The organism is Nocardia sp. NPDC059764 (assembly GCF_042732555.1).
In the GTDB taxonomy this organism is placed as follows: Bacteria; Actinomycetota; Actinomycetes; order Mycobacteriales; family Mycobacteriaceae; genus Nocardia.
In genome coordinates, this window is record NZ_JBHWHH010000163.1 from 1 (window position 1) to 16,178 (window position 16,178).

Sequence of the window (16,178 nt, forward strand, 5' to 3'; positions counted from 1 at the left end):
GCCCAATCCCATTAGGGGATTGGGCCTTACACATGTCCACATCACGAAAGTCCGGACCTGCCATGCCATCAGTTCCCGGGGCCGATCCACCGACGGATGCCGGTGTTCGTATCCACAACTTCTCCGTGTCCTCTCCCATGGACGCGGCCCGAATCTTCAACCGCCTCAAACGTGCCGAGAACCTGACTTTGCCGAGTGGGTTGGGTCCTTCTCCGGTCACTCCTCGACCGTTGTCGGTCCTGCGACCGATCTCCGCGTTGCCGGGTCCCTTCAGCCCGGACTTGGCCGCTGAGGCTGAGCGCCGGATGCAACAGCATCCGAGCCCGAATCTCCCCGCGCCCAACGATCCTGTGTCGCCGCCGGCTACCACGCCCCGAACCCCCGCACCGAACACGCCGAAACCGCAACCCACCCAACCGAAGGCGCAGCCGGGTCCGCAGCCAAGGCCGCCGAGCGTGCTCGAGCAGATGTACCTGCCGCCTGATCAAGGCGGCCTGCCCCAGCAGGGCCCTGCTCCGACAACGCTGGCCGAACTGGCGCTGCCGGGAGTCGATCCTAAAGATTACCCGCGGTCACCGACTGCTGCGGCCGTCGATCAAATCGTCGGCGCGATGACTTCGGCCGAGCCAGGTTCGGCAGTCGACAGCGGGCCGAAGTCGTTGTTCCCGGGCATCCCGGTCCAGAATCCGGTCGGCGTTCCGAAGACGACTGATATCCAGGTCACGGCCTCGTGCGTGCTGCCTGTGCCGAGCACTCCCGGTACGGTTCCGATCTCTATCTCGAGTCCCAACACGAGATTCCGAACCAATCCCGAGTACACACCGCAACAGCTGGCCGATGATTTGGCGATCCTGAAAGCGGGCCCGACCCCATGGGTCGGACCAGGCAGCCCCTACGACGTGGCTCAACAGCGTTTGGAGGCTGCCAGATACACCATCATCGAACAGCGCAACGATCTCGAACGAGCATTCTTCGAGCCGCGCAACGATGACGAGCGCGCTCTTCAGCAGGCGGCATTCCGTCGTTTGCACGACGCAGGAATCCAATGGAATGACCCTGCGGTCGAGAGGTTTCTGCGGGACGACAAGACCCAGTTTTTGTCCGATCCCACCAAACCTGCGCGGTACACCGCACCAGCCAAGTACACACCGGCCGAGATCCGTCAGCAGATTCTGGAAGCCAATCGTCCTGATGTCGACATCCGGACTGCGGCCGGCGGCTTCCTCGTCGACATGACGATTGGCCCGGCCATCGTCCTGTGGGATGTCGCACACGACCGTGGTGACCACAGCGGCTGGGAAATCGCTGGGGCCGCAGCACAACTCGGCTTGAACGTGCTCATGCTCCCGGGAGTCGGCGGCGCCGCCGCGGCCGGCGCCCGCGCTGGCCTCCGCGCCATCGCGCCGGAACTCATGGCATCTCTGAAGGCTTCGGACTCCGCGCTGGATGCACTCCGGATCAGCCGCGAATTCCAAGGCCAACAGCTCGCAAAGGAAGTGGAGGAGTTCGGTCAACACTCCGAAATCCCACCGTCCCATATCAGCGCTCCACACCCAATGGAATCGGGTGTTTCGAACCTGCACCCGGATGCGGTGCCGCAACTGCCACGCCCGACGACTCCGAGAGCCGAAAGCGTTGCGGCACATGATCCCGGAACGGTCCCCGATATTGTGCCATACGCCGATGCGGCGGCACGGAATTCGGTGACCCAGGAAGCCTCGATCGTGCTCGAGGATATTCCGGTTCTGATGCAGGGAACGCATCCGCTCCTCGATGTTCCCGCCGCCCCAACAGTGATACCGCGATTCAGTCCATCGCGTCTCGCCGATCCCGCGGAGTTTTCGCATTGGACTTTTGGCCGAACATCCGGTGGCGAGTCGGTTGCGCTCAGTTCCCCCTCTGATCTACGGGTCGCTGGCACGCAACTGGTGCCAGATGCGCAGATGGCGCTGGCTCGGGCATCGTCCGATGATCTGCGAGCTGTGCAAGCGATGCTGGACGTGCAGGGCGAGGACGTGGCCGGACTGCTCCATCAGTACGGAATCAAGGGACGTAAGTCTGTCCCTGATTTTAGTGGAGTCGACGACGTTGTTTCACGGCTGAACGAGAGTCTTGCCAATCTGGCGGAGGTTCGTACACGTGGATTCCCTTACCTTTTCGATTCGAAGGCTCATTTCGAAGAAGCCAAGGCCGCAGTTCTTGAGGCTGCTGGCATGCGCGGCATAAATCCCGATGATGTCGAGCTATTGGTTCAAGGGAGCTCGGTGCACAAACCTTCGGCTGGCGATGTCGATATAGCATTGGTCGTCAGCGTGGCTAAGTTCGATAAGTACGGCCTACAGTTCCTCCGGAATACCGAAAAAGATAAGGTAAGGAAATCCATCCAGAAGGAGATTCCGAAAGGGAAATTGCCCTATAATCGGTGGATGCCGAGAAGTGACGCTGATAACATTGGAGCGGTAATTCATGAGACGTTGTCCGGTGGGCAGAAGATTCAGATATCTCTAATGAAGGAAGGTGGTGAGTACCTTGTTGCTCCCTATCTGCGATGATCTCGAGGCCGATCGAGTTGCATACATGGACGTCGATCTCACGACGGGTGAGTGGTATGAAATCCTGGATATCGGGAACCATCCGAAAACGGGATTCGTTTTCGCTGCTTTCAAGCAGGACGCCATGGTTCAGAAGGTCATCTTCGAGGATGGCGCTCCTCAGAATGTGAAGTACCTGGACGTATCGGATGTAGATCCTCTATTGAGGTGGCACGCGAACAACTACCCGGGCGTGCGCGGTGAGATCTGGACCCGGGCCGAGCAGGACGAGTCTGGATCTCTTCGCAAGGGCTTCATTATGCGAAAAGGAGATTGTGTAAATATGATTGTGGTAGAGCAGTCGGATATCGACGATGACACGACATACGAAGAGATTCTTGATCCATCCGGGGCTCTGATCGAGCGAGTCGAGTACGTGTATAACTCCGAAAAGGAAATCGTTGAGATCAGGACTTATCGGCATGGTAAACTGTTGGGGATCGAACTCATTGATGACTGAGCTTTTTTGGCGCGCAGCGGAAACGTGCTGGTGCGGGGCATTCGGAGTGACTGCCCCTCGATAGTCGGGCCGATTCCGAAGGTATCGACCGCACATTCGGTTAGTTCTCTGATCCAATGCTCTAATCTAGCTGGGGCTGCGGTGGATATCGATGTCGCGCACGGCGAAGAAGCCTGCGTAGAAATTTCGTGCGTCGGGCGGCCTGCCATAACCGATTCCTGCAATACGGCCGCCCCGACCTGGAAGGCCCACTGGCCCAGCTGGTCCTGGAACGCGACGGCACCTTCCGCGTCATCGCCGCCGGCGTCTGCTGGCACGCCGGCCGCGGCTCCTGGCCCGGCTGGCCCACCAACAACGCCAACTACCACACCATCGGCATCGAGGCCGTCTCTCGCGGCGACGGAACCGACTGGACCCCAACACAACTCGACGCCTACAAACGCGGCTGCGCCGCCATCCTGAAGCGCATCGGCCGATCCGCCGACGACTGCGTGGCCCACCGCGAATACAGCGCCGAAGGAAAGATCGACCCCGCCGGCATCGACATGGACGAATTCCGCCGCGATGTCCAGGCCCTCATCCACGGAGAGGACGCTCCCATGAGCGCAGCCGAAGTCACCCAGATTCAGGACTTCATCACCGCCTTCTGCGGCCCGATCGGCAGCGATGTCAAAGACATCCGCGAACAACTGTGCGGCCAGTCCCAGCGCGACACGGGCCAGTACGCCGGCTGGCCCCAACTCGGCAACCGCACGGTAGTCGACGCCCTCGCCGACATCTACACCCGCCTCGAGCGACTCGAACACTAGGAGGTCTCGGCCATGTCCGACTCGACACCACCGATGTTCTCCGCACGATCCGCGCGCCCACTTTCTGCCTGGACTTCAGGCAACCCCATCGGCAGCGGATCCACCAGCGCCGGACACGGCGGCCAGGTAGCCAACTTCAACAACCTGAGCTCGGCGCGCACCGCCGCTCTTCTGAAACGGCGAAACCTCGGTCGTGATCTGAGCCGTTCGGCTCGCACCGAAACGTAGCCGCCCCACCCACAACTTCAGCTTCCGCGTGAAGGCCCAATCCCAGGTTCGGGATTGGGCCTTTGTCATGCCCATACGAAAGGCGCGAGATCTCATGTCGATCTCCCTGCACGGGTCGCCCGAACCGCCGCCCTGGGTAGCCGAACGAGCCGCGGCGTGGGACCGGATGACCGCGAACTACCGGGCTGCCCCGCCCGGGCCCGCCCCCCCGGGTTCACAACATCACCGTCTCTTCGCCCGAAGATGCCGTCCGCAAGTTCGACCGCATCATGCGCGCCAAGGAACTCGCCCAGCCGACAGCCGGGGGTCCGGCCGCTGCGGCAGTCCCGTCGACACCTCTACGTGGGGTGACCGCGCCGATCATGCCGGTACGACCCAATCCGCACCAGATGGACAAGTTCGATGATCAACCCAACGGCGCAGGTGCACAACCGAATCCGAGTCAGCCGACGATCGAGCAGCCACGGCCATCCCCGCAACCGGCAACAGGTGGCCAGACCCCGAATGCCAGCGGTCAACCCACGCCGGCGGACCCGGCCACCCCTAAGAAGTTCAGTCCCGGCATCGCCCCATTCTTCCCCACACTGATCAACCCTGACGGGACCGTCCGCACAGCGGAACAAGGATATGTAGTGGACACGCCCCCGACGCCACTACCGTTGGGTCCGCTGGACGTCATCAATTGGCCCGCTCCCGGTGAAACCAAGACCCTGCCGTCCGGTCTCACCGTCATACCAGGGAGTCCCACTACCTATCCGGGCGCCATAGACGTCAATGGCACCACGTACCCCGGCGAAATCACTGCCACCACAACAGTCCTGGTGCTCCCCGGCCGTGCCGAACCGATACCGGTCGTCGACACCAGAATCACGGTAAACCAGCCGCATCCGTTCCTCGGTGGCACCAGCTGGACCGCCAAGCTCGATGACAACCAGCAAGCCACCCAGATCGACATCGCCAATCCGACCATGGGGATCGCCGGTATCGCGATGAGCGACACCGGATTACGCATCAAGAGAACCACCGGCACGACCATGACGGTCAATGCCCAAGGACAGCCCGACGGCCCGTTCGAGAACCCCAGTACCGGCGAACGGGGAGTGGCCGAACCGCTGCCAGGCGGCGGCTATCGCGCCAAATTCGACAACGGGGCGATCACCGAATACAACGCCAACGGCGATGTGGTCAACCACCTGCCGGCACCGAGAGCCGACTCCGGCGACGGTTTCTGGTCGAAGGGCAACGACGCCCGCCTGACCGCCGGGGGCTGGATCACCGATGGACTCGCCGCGGCGCTCGGCGCTGTCCAGCAGAAGGCCGCCCAAGGCGTCGCCGGCCTGACATCGGCCACCAGCGGCGGCTCGCTCACCCCAGTGGGCCGCGCCTACCTGCCGGCCGCCAACGGGGAGTCCTTGGAAGACCCCAGCAAGACATGGAAAGCCTGGTTCGACAAGCTCAGCATCAACGGCACCGCCAGATCACTCGGACACGTGGTTACAGGCTTGTTCGCAATGACCGACCTCGGCGAACCGGCCAACTCAGTCGGAGAAGCACTCGGCTACCACCCCAACCTCCCGACCATCGACACCATCGGGCAAGCGATGGGCGACAACGTCAAAGCCGCCCAGAAGGAATTCGACAAAGGCAACACCGTCGGCGGCCTCAACTACCTGGGCATGGCCACCGGGCTGCTCCCCGACTTCCGCGACCCCAACTCCGTCCTGGTCTGGGCAGTCCTCGCCAGGCTCGGCAAAAACAGCGTCAAGGGAAGCCCAGGCGTTCCCGAAATGCCCCTTCCCGCGCCGATAAAACCGCTGCCGAAACTACCGGCGACGCTCGGGTCCGGAATAGTCAATCCCGCCGCCGCAACCCCGGCATTCCCGATCAAAATGGTCCTGGACCGCCAGCCGAGTTTGGAGAAATTCGAACTCGCTCAGAGCGTCGCCCAGCAAGGACTCGACGTCCAACAGCTGCAACTGCGGATGGCGGAAATCCGAACAACTGAAAAGGCGAAGAGCGTCACCTTCGAGGCCGAGGTGACCGCCATGATGGCTGTCGACGGGGTGCCAGCAAGAGTCGGAAGCCAACTTGGTTCAGAGGTTGTCAACCGAGTTCCGCAGAACAGCGGCGGTTTACCACAAAACCCGAGCGTACGAAATACCGATGCAGGCAATGCAGGTGGCTCCGATGGACTCGGAGGCCCGGCTAGCGGTTCGTCCGGTCGGAACCCAGCCTTCGAGGTGTCGGGCCCTGGAAAGCCGGTACGATATGGAAGCAAACCATCTAAGGGCCATCCTCCAGACGAGCCCATCCTTGCACCTGACGGAGAGGGCGGGCTCATTAACAAGAAGGGCGAAATCGAGTACAACCGTGCCTATGAAGAGTATTTGAACCTCGATACACACGCAGGCACGTCGGTGTTCCTGCCGGATCCAACCACGCCGTACGGCTCTCGAAAGATTGATGCCTATATTCAGGAGATACATTCCGGTGTTGATTTCAAGGGTTACTGGGAGGTCAAGCTCGACCCGCGCACTGGCAGGCCGAACAAATTTGTTCTGAAATTTATGATTCCAAAGGACGCGAAGGGGATACGGGCGAAATTTGAGCTATTTCAAGAGCTATTCGGTAAGGACTATCCTTTCGTGGTCGTAACGGATAAGGTGGACGTTGCTCGAGGGTTTGCCAACATGTTCTCGGAAGAGATTTCGAATGGTGAATTCTATATTCTCGATTCGCAAGAGTATCTTTCAGTTCTTGAGCGGCATGGCGTGATGCACCCGCGTAGGAATGTGACCTTCAATGAATTTCTGATAAACAAGGGCTTCCCCCCTTTGTGATGAAGCCGTAACGGAATGGAGTCTAGATTGCATCAGTACGCTTTTTCGCTTGCTTGGGCTAATCGTTCGGAACAGGTTGGCCGGGAAATTCAGGTCGACCGGTTCGTGAGCATGTGGAACGATTTGGCGCGGGTTAGTGATTTGTTCAAGCAGCAATGGGTGGATGTTGGCTGGTGGGCGCAATTTGATGGCGCTGACGATATGATTGGGGTGGATTGCTCGGATCCTCGATCGGTGATGTCGATGTTCGACCGCGCAGCCCGTCCAGATCCAGTCGAGGACCCCAGTTTCGTAGATCCGACCGGGCGTATCCGTGCTCATATATCTACCGGATTCGGAGATGGGGCGATCGGATTTCACCTAACGGTTGGAGGAAAGGAAGGTGTTGATTCGATAATCCAGATACTTGGTGACGTGCCAGATAGTGAGGGTGAATATGGCATTCCCAAGAATGCATTCTCGCCCGACCAGATAAGGAGCATCATTCATATTCTGGTAAAGAGCTGGTCTCCACGTTACTGCAGGTGGATCGATCAAGGTGAGCATTCGGGACAGAAACCCGATATTCCGGCGGGGAATCCCGAAAGGAATCGTATCGAATGGCAAAGTACGCTCGGCTGGTTGACGTATTTTGATGCTGAGGCTGTTCGGATTCCTAAAGGTATTGATTGGCCAGCCCATGTAATCGTCGATTCCTTTGGATCTGGAACCACTATTCAGATTGGTGACGACCCGTTCGGTGTTACGTGGATGGATATCCAGGAGGTCCGCAAGGCACTTGGATGGCCTCATCGGCTGACCTGAATTGCGGTGCCAGGCCGGCAAATGTGAGTTGGCGGGACTGGTTCGATGTCGTGCCATAACATTAGCTGATTCCGGTTCGAGCTGGAGGTCATCATTGAGGGATTATGCTCCCGAGATGTGGAGCCGAAAGCCGTGATTGCCGCGCTTGAAAGTGGTTAATAGTCTATGATTGTTGTTATTAAAAACGCCAATCGCCCCTGCCGTGGCAGTATGGAGACGCTGCACTACCTGGTTGATCCGGAGGGTGCGATCGATGTCGTATGGTCGGGTGGGTCACCTCATTCCGTGGATTCCGAATTGCCGCCTGAAATCTAAAGGAGCTTCATGGGTGAAATCCTCTTCGAAACTGCGTATCTGCCACAGCATAGAGGCTCCCCAATTCTTCCCGCATCGGGGGAGGAACTTGCGGCGGTCATCGATCATATTATTGATCTGAAACTAAATGATTGAGGCGTAAACCGTGTATGGGGGCTTGGAAGTAGCCGCGGACCCGATTCGGGAGTTTCTGGACGCGGTGGAAGAACGATCGGACCGCGTGTGCATCTGGTCGGGGCTGGTGATGACTTGGTCGGCGAGAGTGCGTTTCAGGTCGGCGTTGACCAGCTCGTCGGGGTTGAGGTGCGGGGCATACGGGGGCAGGAAGTGCAATTATCGACGATATTTGCTATCAACTCGGATGGATCCCATATAGCTCATGTCGGCGTCGGTATTGACATTGGAAATGATGCTGGAAGCATCTATTTAGTGAGTCCCGAAGGGGCGTTTTCAGTAGAGGGCGGTATGTCTCTAGCGAGCCACTTGTCTACTTCGACTTCGGAAATCCCCGATACTTCGCCTCTGACTCCAAAATCGGCTTATCCGATGTGAAGACTGCACTAATTCTCTTGTATCAGAGCGGTGGGGGGAGACCGGACAACGTGGAATGGCAGGATTAGATTGACGCCGAACCCGAATAGTGGTCAGATTTCGAGGGCATGGGATGTCGGAACTGTAATCGACTCGTGAAGGACGCGATTCGCGAGACTGTCGCCCGAGTGGTCGGGCACGGTGAGCAGGCCATCCGGCCGATCGCTGTCGTGAGCCAACTACGTTCGGGTTCCAAGATGGGAGAAGCTCATGACTGATGGTACGGGCGATTTCTATGATATCGATCCAGAACTGCTGGGCCTGTTCGATGAAGATCATTTCGGCAAATTGAGTGAGTTGGAATTTTCAGGTCCGAGAGATAATCAATCCGATTTCGATGCTTTGGGTATGCCCGATCTTATGAAGATATCCCGTGAGAAGGGGCCCGATAGGAACAATGCAGTTCTGGAGATCGCGCGCCGTGCGTCGTATGACGATTCCGCCGCGCGGCTGGCTCGGGATCTCGCCCTGCTGTCGGATCTGCGGGAAGACAGGCTATTTCACTGGAGTTCGATGTCGTGGGCAGTCTTGCATGCTTTACTGTCGGCCGATACTCCAGTTTCGCGGTCCTGTGCATATGAAGTCTTCTATGCATTTTATTCTGCAGAACAGTCCGATGTACTCTTCTGGCTTAAGGCGCCGAGTATCGAGGAGGCTAGCGTACCTTCGGGACCGGGTGTGGACTGAAGTACCGACTATAGCCGTGGTATTCATTGCGGAGCGGGAAGCCTGCACGTCAGCGTATCGCTGGCCTTCTTCGCAGGAGGGTAGTTGTGGTAATCGGCAAGAGTGGGTGGAGATTCTCCTACGGCGATGATGGGTTTGTAATCGCGGAGAACTCGCAGATGGAAATTGGTGTATGTCGAGCGATTTCGGACTATTTTGATGATATGCGTGACTTTGAAACTGTCAGCTGGGTTCGGCCCGAGTGGGACGCAATCAAGCGTCACTATCCAGAAGACCCAACCGGGATCGCATTCAACGCCACTGTTGCCACTTTGATCGGAGAGGATAGTGTTGAGATCAGGTCGTATCACGACCAGTTCGATACTATAAGAATTTCGGAAGCAGACTTCTCGCGCGCGTTGGGAGATTTTGAAACCTTCCTGCGTGGTCAAGGCTGATTTCCTTCGTAGCAGGAAAGTGAGCAATCTTCGCCTTGGTTGTCTTCGAGTTCGCGGCTCTGGAACTCAACCGCGTTGGCTTCATAGGTCTCCAGATCGACCGGCCACCCGTCCGCGCCGACGATGGCCCATGAGCCATCCGAGAACTGGAGGTAGCGGCCGACTGCTTGGGCATGCCGCGTGTCAGTTCTCACTGCTGGCGGGATTCCGCTCGGGTTCATTGCGCGTACCTGTGGAACTTGGTGGTCCAGGCCGCGCGGCCGCGGGGAGTGATCGACCAGCGCGAGGCGTACGTGGTGGCCATGATCAGGCCGTGCGACTCCAGTTGGCCGATTGCTCGGCGGGCCGACCATCCGCTGATCTTTGCTTGCTCGCTGATCTGTGCGGCTGTCAGCATTCCGCCGGGTGCGAGTACTCCCAGCACCGCGGCTTCCGCCATGCTTCCGATTACCACCGTTACCTCCTTGGATCGCCTGCCTATCTGTGGCCGGGCGGCCGCTGACCGGATTGCGGTTGCCGATAGCCCGGCGGCGGAAACCCCGTGATCAGACCTTGGCAGCCGGCGGCGCTGACCTTGTCCCGTGGCGGGGCAGGGCACGTAACATGTGGCTTGTCAGTGCTATCGAGGGAGCACGCATGGGCGGCGAAGACCGATACATCGGGCAGCGGGTTCTTGCGATTCGGATGCGGCGGGGGATCACCCAGCAGGTGCTCGCCGATCGGGTCGGGCTCAGCCGCGGGGCCATCGCGAAGTATGAAAATGGTGAGCGTCCTGTGGATTCGCGGCGCACGCTGCTGGATCTGGCAGCGGCGCTTGGAGTCACGATCGGTGATCTGACCGGGCACGAACAGGATCGAATGGATCGCTCGACCGCTGGATTCCATTCGGTCGTACCGGATTTGGAGACGGTGCTGTGGACGCGGGGCGACATCACCGATACCCGGGTGCCTCGCACGTTGGACGAACTCACCGCGGATTCCTGCCAGGCGACCAAGCTACGCAACGATTGTGACTACGCCGCGCTCGGACCGATGCTCGTGCCGATGTTGACCGACGCCTATCGGCATGTCCGCGATACCGACAGCGAACAGGCGTGGGATGTGCTCGGAACCGTCGCGTACGGAGTCGCTTCGGCGCTCCGGGCACGCGGGTATCACTCGCTGGCATGGACCGCTGCGCAAGAGGTCGGCCGGGCGGCGGACCGCATCGGTTCTCCGGCCCAATACGCCGCTGCCGCTTTCAGTCAGGGCCAGATCATGCTCTCCAGGCCGGGGGCGCTACCGGCCGCCTTGTCAACGACCATGGGCATGGCCTCGAAGATCGCCGGCGATGTGTGCACGGTCGGCGAGATAGAGACATACGGGATGCTGCACCTGCAGGCGTCGATCGTCGTGGCCACGATGGGCATCGACCCAGAACCGCATCTCACGGAGGCGGTGGAACAGGCGGGTCGGCTGGCCTCTGCTATGCCGAATACCTCTGTCGCGCACAATGAATCGTTCGGTCTGGCCAATGTCGCACTCTGGCGGATGAGCGCGGCGATGGAGCGGCGGGAGCCGGGCGAGGGTGCTCGGCCTCGCGCCCACCCTGTCGCCCGATGATCTACCGAATGAAGGACGTCGCGCTCAGTACTTCGTGGAGGTCGGCAAGGCCCACGCCATGCGGAAGAACTATCGCGAATCCCTCTACGCCCTGCTGCGGGCCGAACATGCCGCACCCCAGCATGTTCGAACCATGCCGCCCGTGCGTGAACTCGTCGGTCACATGATGCGGACCGCAAAACGGGATCTGACCACCGGAGACCTCGGCAAACTCGCCCAGCGGATCGGTGTCATACCCGCATGAGCCCGACCGAAATCATGCGTGCCCGACGGTGGAGCTTCATGTGGACGTGGTGGCCTGAGGCGTCTGAAACCGATATCGCAACACAGTTCCGATGGGCAGCCGAGATTGGGCGGCTCGCTGAGCAGGAGCGGATCGTCCTACCAGCGGAGGTATCGTGCCGCTGGCGCCTGGGCGGTAGGCGAATTCGGCAGGCCAGCACCACCATTCCGCTTGCCGGGCCACTCGATGACCCTGCGGTGGCAGCAGAGTTGCTTGCGATGCGCGGGTGCGACATCGGATCGGAAGCCGACATCGAGGAGATTTCGATTTCCGGACCAGGTGAGTGGATCGATTCGGACGGATCGATTCGGACGGAGGATCGGCTGGCGACTCTCGACATGGATTTGGTCGGGCCAAGATCTGTCGTCAATTTGGAAGTGCACCACGATCTTTGGATGACCCACAACTTTCGCGGGGAGCCACACGAGGCGATCCACCAGCAGAATTCTCCTCGATTGGCGAACCTTATCGCCGGCATGAACAACCTTCTCGGCAGTGATGGCGTGCCAAGTGAGCCAACCACGTTCGGGACCCCCTTGGAGTTCGGTATCGAACCGCCGCTCGACGAGGATGACAATCCGATGGATGTGATCGCCTGGGGTGGGATCAGCCCGAGTTCAAGTGTTTTGGATCATGACTGCTGAGGAGTTGAAGGCGGAGAGGTTACGGGTCTTCTCGAAGCCGATCAATGCACCTCGTGGCATGCTGCTCGAGCGGTTTGAGGTGAAGGTAGACGGGAGTGGCTCTTCACGCTTGATCCGCAGAATCGAAGTTGGTTCTGGTGGGACGTCACCTATTCAGGTGGTGATGTGGTTAATATCTGGGTCGATACGCATTCGGAACCCTGCGTTGGTGACGAGCAATTGTACTGGCTGGCCTATGCGTGCGGAGCCTATTCGGTCGGGCATATGACCTTGGAGCCAGCTGACGCATGCGAATCTGAACCTTCGATTGGTAACTGGAAACATCGGTAGTGCGGGTTACGAAGCGGGTGGTGGGGGAGTGGGCACCAGGTGGCAGAGCCACCAGGTGCGGTGGGGGTATTCGGGGGAGTAGGTGTGGACGCGGAGTTCGTGGGTTTGTTGGGTGGTGGCGCTGCGGACTGACAGGTGGGGGTTGAAGGCTCGGCGGTCTTTGTCGGGCCATAGGTCGTCCCATTCGGGGGCTTGGCTGCAACTGGCGAGGATCGATGAAAGGCGTTTCTCCGTCGCGGCATTCGGCGACAGTTGGCGGATGCTGTGGAGGCATCGGCGGGCCTCCTCGCGCCAGTCCACGATCACGTTTCGGGCAGCCGGATTCAGGAATAGCCACTCCGGAAAGCTGACGCCGGGGAGTAGGCCCGGGAACAGCTGCTGGTGGGCGGGGTTGGCGGCGATGATCGTGAAGGTTGGGAGTGTGTAGAAGGAGGCTGGGGTTTCGATGGCGGATAGGGCCGCCAGGTCGTCGGGGCCGGGTTTCGGGGGTGTGGCGGGCGGTGGTGGGCCCAGGAGGCCCGGGAGGCTCAGGTCGAGGATGTGGCGGCGGTACATGGGGGCCACGTCGAGGGTGTCGAAGAGGATTTGCAGGGCGTGGAGGGTGGGTTGGCGGGTGCCTAGTTCGATCTTTTCGATGAGGGAGACAGACAGGTTCGCCTGCTTGGCGAGGTCTGTTCGGGTGAGCCAGGCGGCCTGGCGGCGTTGGCGGATGTAGTCACCGAAAAGGTTGTCGGCCAACTGGTTTCACCTATCTCCCGAACATTTGTATTGAGCTATGTACGGCCGGGGTGTCCCACGGATTGTGCGGGCGGGGGTCGTTGAACTCCGATCTTGTTTCCTCGGATAATAGAACACATGTTCGAACGATAGCTCAAATGCTGCCGGGGGCCGCGATGGCGGGGCCGGTGGTGGCGGTGGGCGAAGGGGCGGAAGGCGGTCTTGTGGGCTGGATGGACAGGTGTGTCGGGGCGCGGGTCGAGCGGGCCATGAAGGAGGCGGGGGTGAGTGACGTTGACCTGGGGGAACGAGTCGGGATGACGGCAGCTGCGCTCGCCGACCGGAGGGCTCGGGCCGGTTCGTTCCGGGTGGATGAGTTGATCCTCGTCGCCGCGGCGCTCGGGCAGGATGTCCAGAATCTGTTGCCCGCCGCGGACTGCTTGCCCAATGATGGCTGCTGGATGTGCAGGAATGAAACGTGAACTCGGGCCGGATAATTCGGCTCGAAGGGCGGCACTCTCGAAAAGAGGGTGCCGCCCTTTTGTGTTTCAGTCCAGGGAGAGGTCGCCGAGGGATTCGGAGAACTTGCGGAGGAGGGGGATCAAGGCTTCTCGGTCGGCGGGGGTGAGGTCCGCCAAAAGGCGTTGTTCGTTCTCCATGTGCAAGGGCAGGACATTGTCGACGAGGGTGCGGCCGGTGTCGGTGAGGCGGACTCGGATGGCACGGCGGTCGACGGGGTCGGGGACGCGTTCGACCAGGTCCTTGGCGACCAGGCGGTCGATGCGGTTGGTGATGGCGCCGGAGGTGCGCATGGCGGCCTTGTTGAGGGCGCCCGCGGTGAGGCCGGAGTCGTTGCCGGAGCGGCGGAGGGTGGCGAGGACGTCGAACTCCCAGAACTCCAGGCCCTGAGCGCGGAAGAAGTCGGTGAGTTCGCGCTCGATGATGTGGGCCAGGCGGGAGATGCGGCCGAAGATCTCCATGGGGGAGCTGTCGACGTCGGGGCGCTGCTGACGCCAGGCCGCGGTGATCTGGTCGACTGCGTCGGGCATGTGACCTGCTCCTTTCGGTTCCAGAAATAATCTCAACGTTGAGATACTTGACGCTGAGGTATCCGGGATGGTGTTATCTCAACGTTGAGATTATCAATGAGGAGCTATCGATGACCACCACACGCGCCGGCGCCGCAGGACTCGCGGGAACCCTCGCCGTCACTGCCCTCGCACCGTTGGTTTTCGGGTCGACCTACGCGATCACGACGACGTTCCTGCCGCCGGACCGGCCCATGTTCACCGCGCTCATGCGGGCCCTGCCCGCCGGACTGCTGCTGCTGGCGATCACTCGCAAGCTGCCGCACGGACAGTGGATCGGCCGCGCCGCGGTGCTGGGCGCGCTGAACATCGGCATCTTCATGCCGCTGCTGTTCCTGGCCGCCTACCGCCTGCCGGGCGGCGTCGCCGCCGTACTCGGCGCGGCCGCACCGCTTTTCGCGCTGGGGATCGCCACCGTGGCGCTCAATGAGCGGCTCACCCTGCGCAAGGTGCTGGCCGGTGTGATCGGACTCTTCGGCGTCGCCCTCGTAGTCCTCAGGGCCACAGCGGTTCTCGACACCGTCGGCGTGATCGCCGGTCTGCTGGGCGCGGCCTCCATGGCGGGCGGCACCGTGATGACCAAGCGCTGGGGACGCCCCGACGGCGTCAGCCCGCTCGCCATGACCGGCTGGCAGCTGACCGCCGGTGGCCTCATGCTGCTGCCGCTGGCCGCCATCATCGAGGGCGCGCCGCCCGCGCTGGACGTCCGCAATATCGGCGGCTACCTCTACCTCGGCCTGATCGGCACCGCCGCCGCGTACGCACTGTGGTTCCGCGGCATCGCCAAGGCCCCGGCCACCTCGGTCTCGTTCCTCGGCCTGCTCAGCCCGCTGTCGGCGGCCGTCATCGGCTGGGCCGCGCTCGGCCAGGCACTGGCCCCGCTGCAGATCCTGGGCATGGCGATCGCGCTGGGCGGCACCCTGCTCGGCCAGACCGGCACCGCGCCCAAGGCGCCCGAACCCGTCACCGACACGCCCGCACCGGCCCGCACCGCGGCCTGATCCGAAAACCTTGCGAAGGAGCGAAACATCATGCAGATCACAGTGTTCGGAGCCAGCGGAGATACCGGCAGCCGGGTCGTGGCCGAGGCGCTGGGCCGGGGCCACCGGGTGCGCGCGGTCGCCCGCGACGCCGAGCGGCTGCGGCATCTGCCCGAGCAGGTCGAGGTGTGGGCGGGCAATGCCGCCGATGCCGCCGCCGTCGAGAAGGCCAGTGCCGGTAGCGATGTCGTGATCAGCGCGACCCGCCCGGTCCCCGGCAGCGAGCACGAGCTGGCCGAGGTCGCCGCGGCCCTGCTGGAAGGGCTGGCGGACAGCGGAATCCGGCTGCTGGTGGTCGGCGGCGCGGGCACCCTGACCGTCGCCGGAACCGGCCGGACCCTGGCCGAGCAGCCGGAGTTCCCGGCCGAACTGGGCCCGATCGCCGAGGGCGGCCGCCGTCAGCTCGAGGTTTTCCGGAACACCACGCACCCGGTGAACTGGACCTACGTCAGCCCGCCCGCGCTGTTCGAGCCCGGTGAACGGACCGGCGTCTTCCGGTTCGGTCTCGACGAGATGATCGCCGACGACCAGGGCAATTCCTCGATCTCCATGGAGGACATGGCGATCGCGCTGCTCGACGAGATCGAGAATCCTCGCCACCACCGCGTCCGATTCACCGTCGGCTACTGAAAGCCGCTACCGCACAACGAGAACACCGCGGGGCGTGACCGAGGTGGCGGGGCCGGCCCGGGGGGTGGGGGGGGTGACCCGG

19 protein-coding genes and 1 pseudogene are annotated in these 16,178 nt (G+C 61.4%); 15 read left to right on the forward strand and 5 right to left on the reverse strand.

The genetic code is table 11. From position 1 onward, the window contains the following. The first annotated feature begins 455 nt into the window (after positions 1-455). The 6 genes from ACFV4K_RS27960 (at position 456) to ACFV4K_RS27985 (ending at position 8,182) form a co-directional block, all read left to right on the forward strand. Positions 456-2,552 (forward strand): hypothetical protein, encoded by a 2,097-nt coding sequence (locus ACFV4K_RS27960; protein ID WP_379278900.1) that lies wholly within the window; start codon positions 456-458, stop codon positions 2,550-2,552. A 25-nt stretch (positions 2,553-2,577) separates the two neighbouring features. Beyond that, entirely contained in the window at positions 2,578-3,051 is a 474-nt protein-coding gene (locus ACFV4K_RS27965) for a hypothetical protein (RefSeq protein WP_379278901.1), read from the forward strand. 188 nt (positions 3,052-3,239) lie between these two features. After that, positions 3,240-3,860: an N-acetylmuramoyl-L-alanine amidase gene (locus tag ACFV4K_RS27970; RefSeq protein WP_379278903.1), complete on the forward strand. Its 621-nt coding sequence runs from the start codon at positions 3,240-3,242 to the stop codon at positions 3,858-3,860. Positions 3,861-4,435: 575 nt separating this feature from the next. Beyond that, positions 4,436-6,928 (forward strand): hypothetical protein, encoded by a 2,493-nt coding sequence (locus ACFV4K_RS27975; RefSeq protein ID WP_379278905.1) that lies wholly within the window; start codon positions 4,436-4,438, stop codon positions 6,926-6,928. A 27-nt stretch (positions 6,929-6,955) separates the two neighbouring features. Further along, on the forward strand, positions 6,956-7,732 hold the full coding sequence (locus ACFV4K_RS27980; RefSeq protein WP_379278906.1) for a hypothetical protein: 777 nt from the start codon (positions 6,956-6,958) through the stop codon (positions 7,730-7,732). A gap of 324 nt (positions 7,733-8,056) precedes the next feature. After that, positions 8,057-8,182: a hypothetical protein gene (locus ACFV4K_RS27985; RefSeq protein WP_379278908.1), complete on the forward strand. Its 126-nt coding sequence runs from the start codon at positions 8,057-8,059 to the stop codon at positions 8,180-8,182. Here the strand turns inward: ACFV4K_RS27985 and ACFV4K_RS27990 are convergent. Beyond that, a complete protein-coding gene (locus ACFV4K_RS27990; protein WP_379278910.1) occupies positions 8,171-8,380 on the reverse strand; it encodes a transposase in 210 nt (69 codons plus the stop codon). The two genes, ACFV4K_RS27985 and ACFV4K_RS27990, sit on opposite strands and share 12 nt — an antisense overlap. A 134-nt stretch (positions 8,381-8,514) precedes the next feature. On the opposite strand from ACFV4K_RS27990, the pseudogene ACFV4K_RS27995 reads away from it, so the two are divergent. From ACFV4K_RS27995 to ACFV4K_RS28005, 3 genes and pseudogenes are all read left to right on the forward strand, one after another. Further along, positions 8,515-8,667: pseudogene (locus ACFV4K_RS27995) on the forward strand (Imm1 family immunity protein); the annotation flags it as partial. Between the two features lie 181 nt (positions 8,668-8,848). Then, complete coding sequence (locus ACFV4K_RS28000) at positions 8,849-9,325, forward strand: hypothetical protein (RefSeq protein WP_379278912.1); 477 nt, start codon at positions 8,849-8,851, stop codon at positions 9,323-9,325. Positions 9,326-9,411: 86 nt separating this feature from the next. Further along, on the forward strand, positions 9,412-9,762 hold the full coding sequence (locus ACFV4K_RS28005; RefSeq protein ID WP_379278913.1) for a hypothetical protein: 351 nt from the start codon (positions 9,412-9,414) through the stop codon (positions 9,760-9,762). Here the strand turns inward: ACFV4K_RS28005 and ACFV4K_RS28010 are convergent. Both ACFV4K_RS28010 and ACFV4K_RS28015 read right to left on the reverse strand, forming a co-directional pair. Next, positions 9,753-9,956, reverse strand: coding sequence for a hypothetical protein (locus ACFV4K_RS28010; RefSeq protein WP_379278915.1), 204 nt, complete (start codon positions 9,954-9,956; stop codon positions 9,753-9,755). The genes ACFV4K_RS28005 and ACFV4K_RS28010 overlap by 10 nt on opposite strands. A gap of 23 nt (positions 9,957-9,979) precedes the next feature. Next, the gene (locus tag ACFV4K_RS28015; RefSeq protein WP_379278917.1) at positions 9,980-10,216 is read right to left on the reverse strand and encodes a hypothetical protein; all 237 of its coding nucleotides are present in this window, start codon (positions 10,214-10,216) and stop codon (positions 9,980-9,982) included. A 182-nt stretch (positions 10,217-10,398) separates the two neighbouring features. Between ACFV4K_RS28015 and ACFV4K_RS28020 the strand changes: the two genes are divergently transcribed. The 3 genes from ACFV4K_RS28020 to ACFV4K_RS28030 are packed head-to-tail and all read left to right on the forward strand — an operon-like array spanning position 10,399 to position 12,291. Next, positions 10,399-11,364 (forward strand): helix-turn-helix domain-containing protein, encoded by a 966-nt coding sequence (locus ACFV4K_RS28020; RefSeq protein ID WP_379278919.1) that lies wholly within the window; start codon positions 10,399-10,401, stop codon positions 11,362-11,364. 58 nt (positions 11,365-11,422) lie between these two features. Next, entirely contained in the window at positions 11,423-11,608 is a 186-nt protein-coding gene (locus tag ACFV4K_RS28025) for a hypothetical protein (RefSeq protein ID WP_379278920.1), read from the forward strand. Next, the gene (locus ACFV4K_RS28030; RefSeq protein ID WP_379278922.1) at positions 11,605-12,291 is read left to right on the forward strand and encodes a hypothetical protein; all 687 of its coding nucleotides are present in this window, start codon (positions 11,605-11,607) and stop codon (positions 12,289-12,291) included. The genes ACFV4K_RS28025 and ACFV4K_RS28030 overlap by 4 nt, the downstream gene beginning before the upstream one ends. 336 nt (positions 12,292-12,627) lie before the next feature. Here ACFV4K_RS28030 and ACFV4K_RS28035 read toward each other — a convergent pair whose 3' ends face one another. After that, complete coding sequence (locus ACFV4K_RS28035) at positions 12,628-13,359, reverse strand: helix-turn-helix domain-containing protein (RefSeq protein WP_379278924.1); 732 nt, start codon at positions 13,357-13,359, stop codon at positions 12,628-12,630. 137 nt (positions 13,360-13,496) lie between these two features. On the opposite strand from ACFV4K_RS28035, the gene ACFV4K_RS28040 reads away from it, so the two are divergent. After that, positions 13,497-13,820 (forward strand): helix-turn-helix domain-containing protein, encoded by a 324-nt coding sequence (locus tag ACFV4K_RS28040; RefSeq protein ID WP_379278926.1) that lies wholly within the window; start codon positions 13,497-13,499, stop codon positions 13,818-13,820. Between the two features lie 66 nt (positions 13,821-13,886). Here ACFV4K_RS28040 and ACFV4K_RS28045 read toward each other — a convergent pair whose 3' ends face one another. Continuing rightward, the gene (locus ACFV4K_RS28045; RefSeq protein ID WP_379278928.1) at positions 13,887-14,387 is read right to left on the reverse strand and encodes a MarR family winged helix-turn-helix transcriptional regulator; all 501 of its coding nucleotides are present in this window, start codon (positions 14,385-14,387) and stop codon (positions 13,887-13,889) included. Between the two features lie 110 nt (positions 14,388-14,497). Between ACFV4K_RS28045 and ACFV4K_RS28050 the strand changes: the two genes are divergently transcribed. Continuing rightward, positions 14,498-15,427 carry an EamA family transporter gene (locus ACFV4K_RS28050; protein WP_379278930.1) on the forward strand — a complete coding sequence of 310 codons (930 nt, stop codon included), beginning with the start codon at positions 14,498-14,500 and terminating at the stop codon, positions 15,425-15,427. 30 nt (positions 15,428-15,457) lie between these two features. Further along, on the forward strand, positions 15,458-16,096 hold the full coding sequence (locus ACFV4K_RS28055; protein WP_379278932.1) for an NAD(P)-dependent oxidoreductase: 639 nt from the start codon (positions 15,458-15,460) through the stop codon (positions 16,094-16,096). The last annotated feature ends 82 nt before the right edge of the window (positions 16,097-16,178 follow it).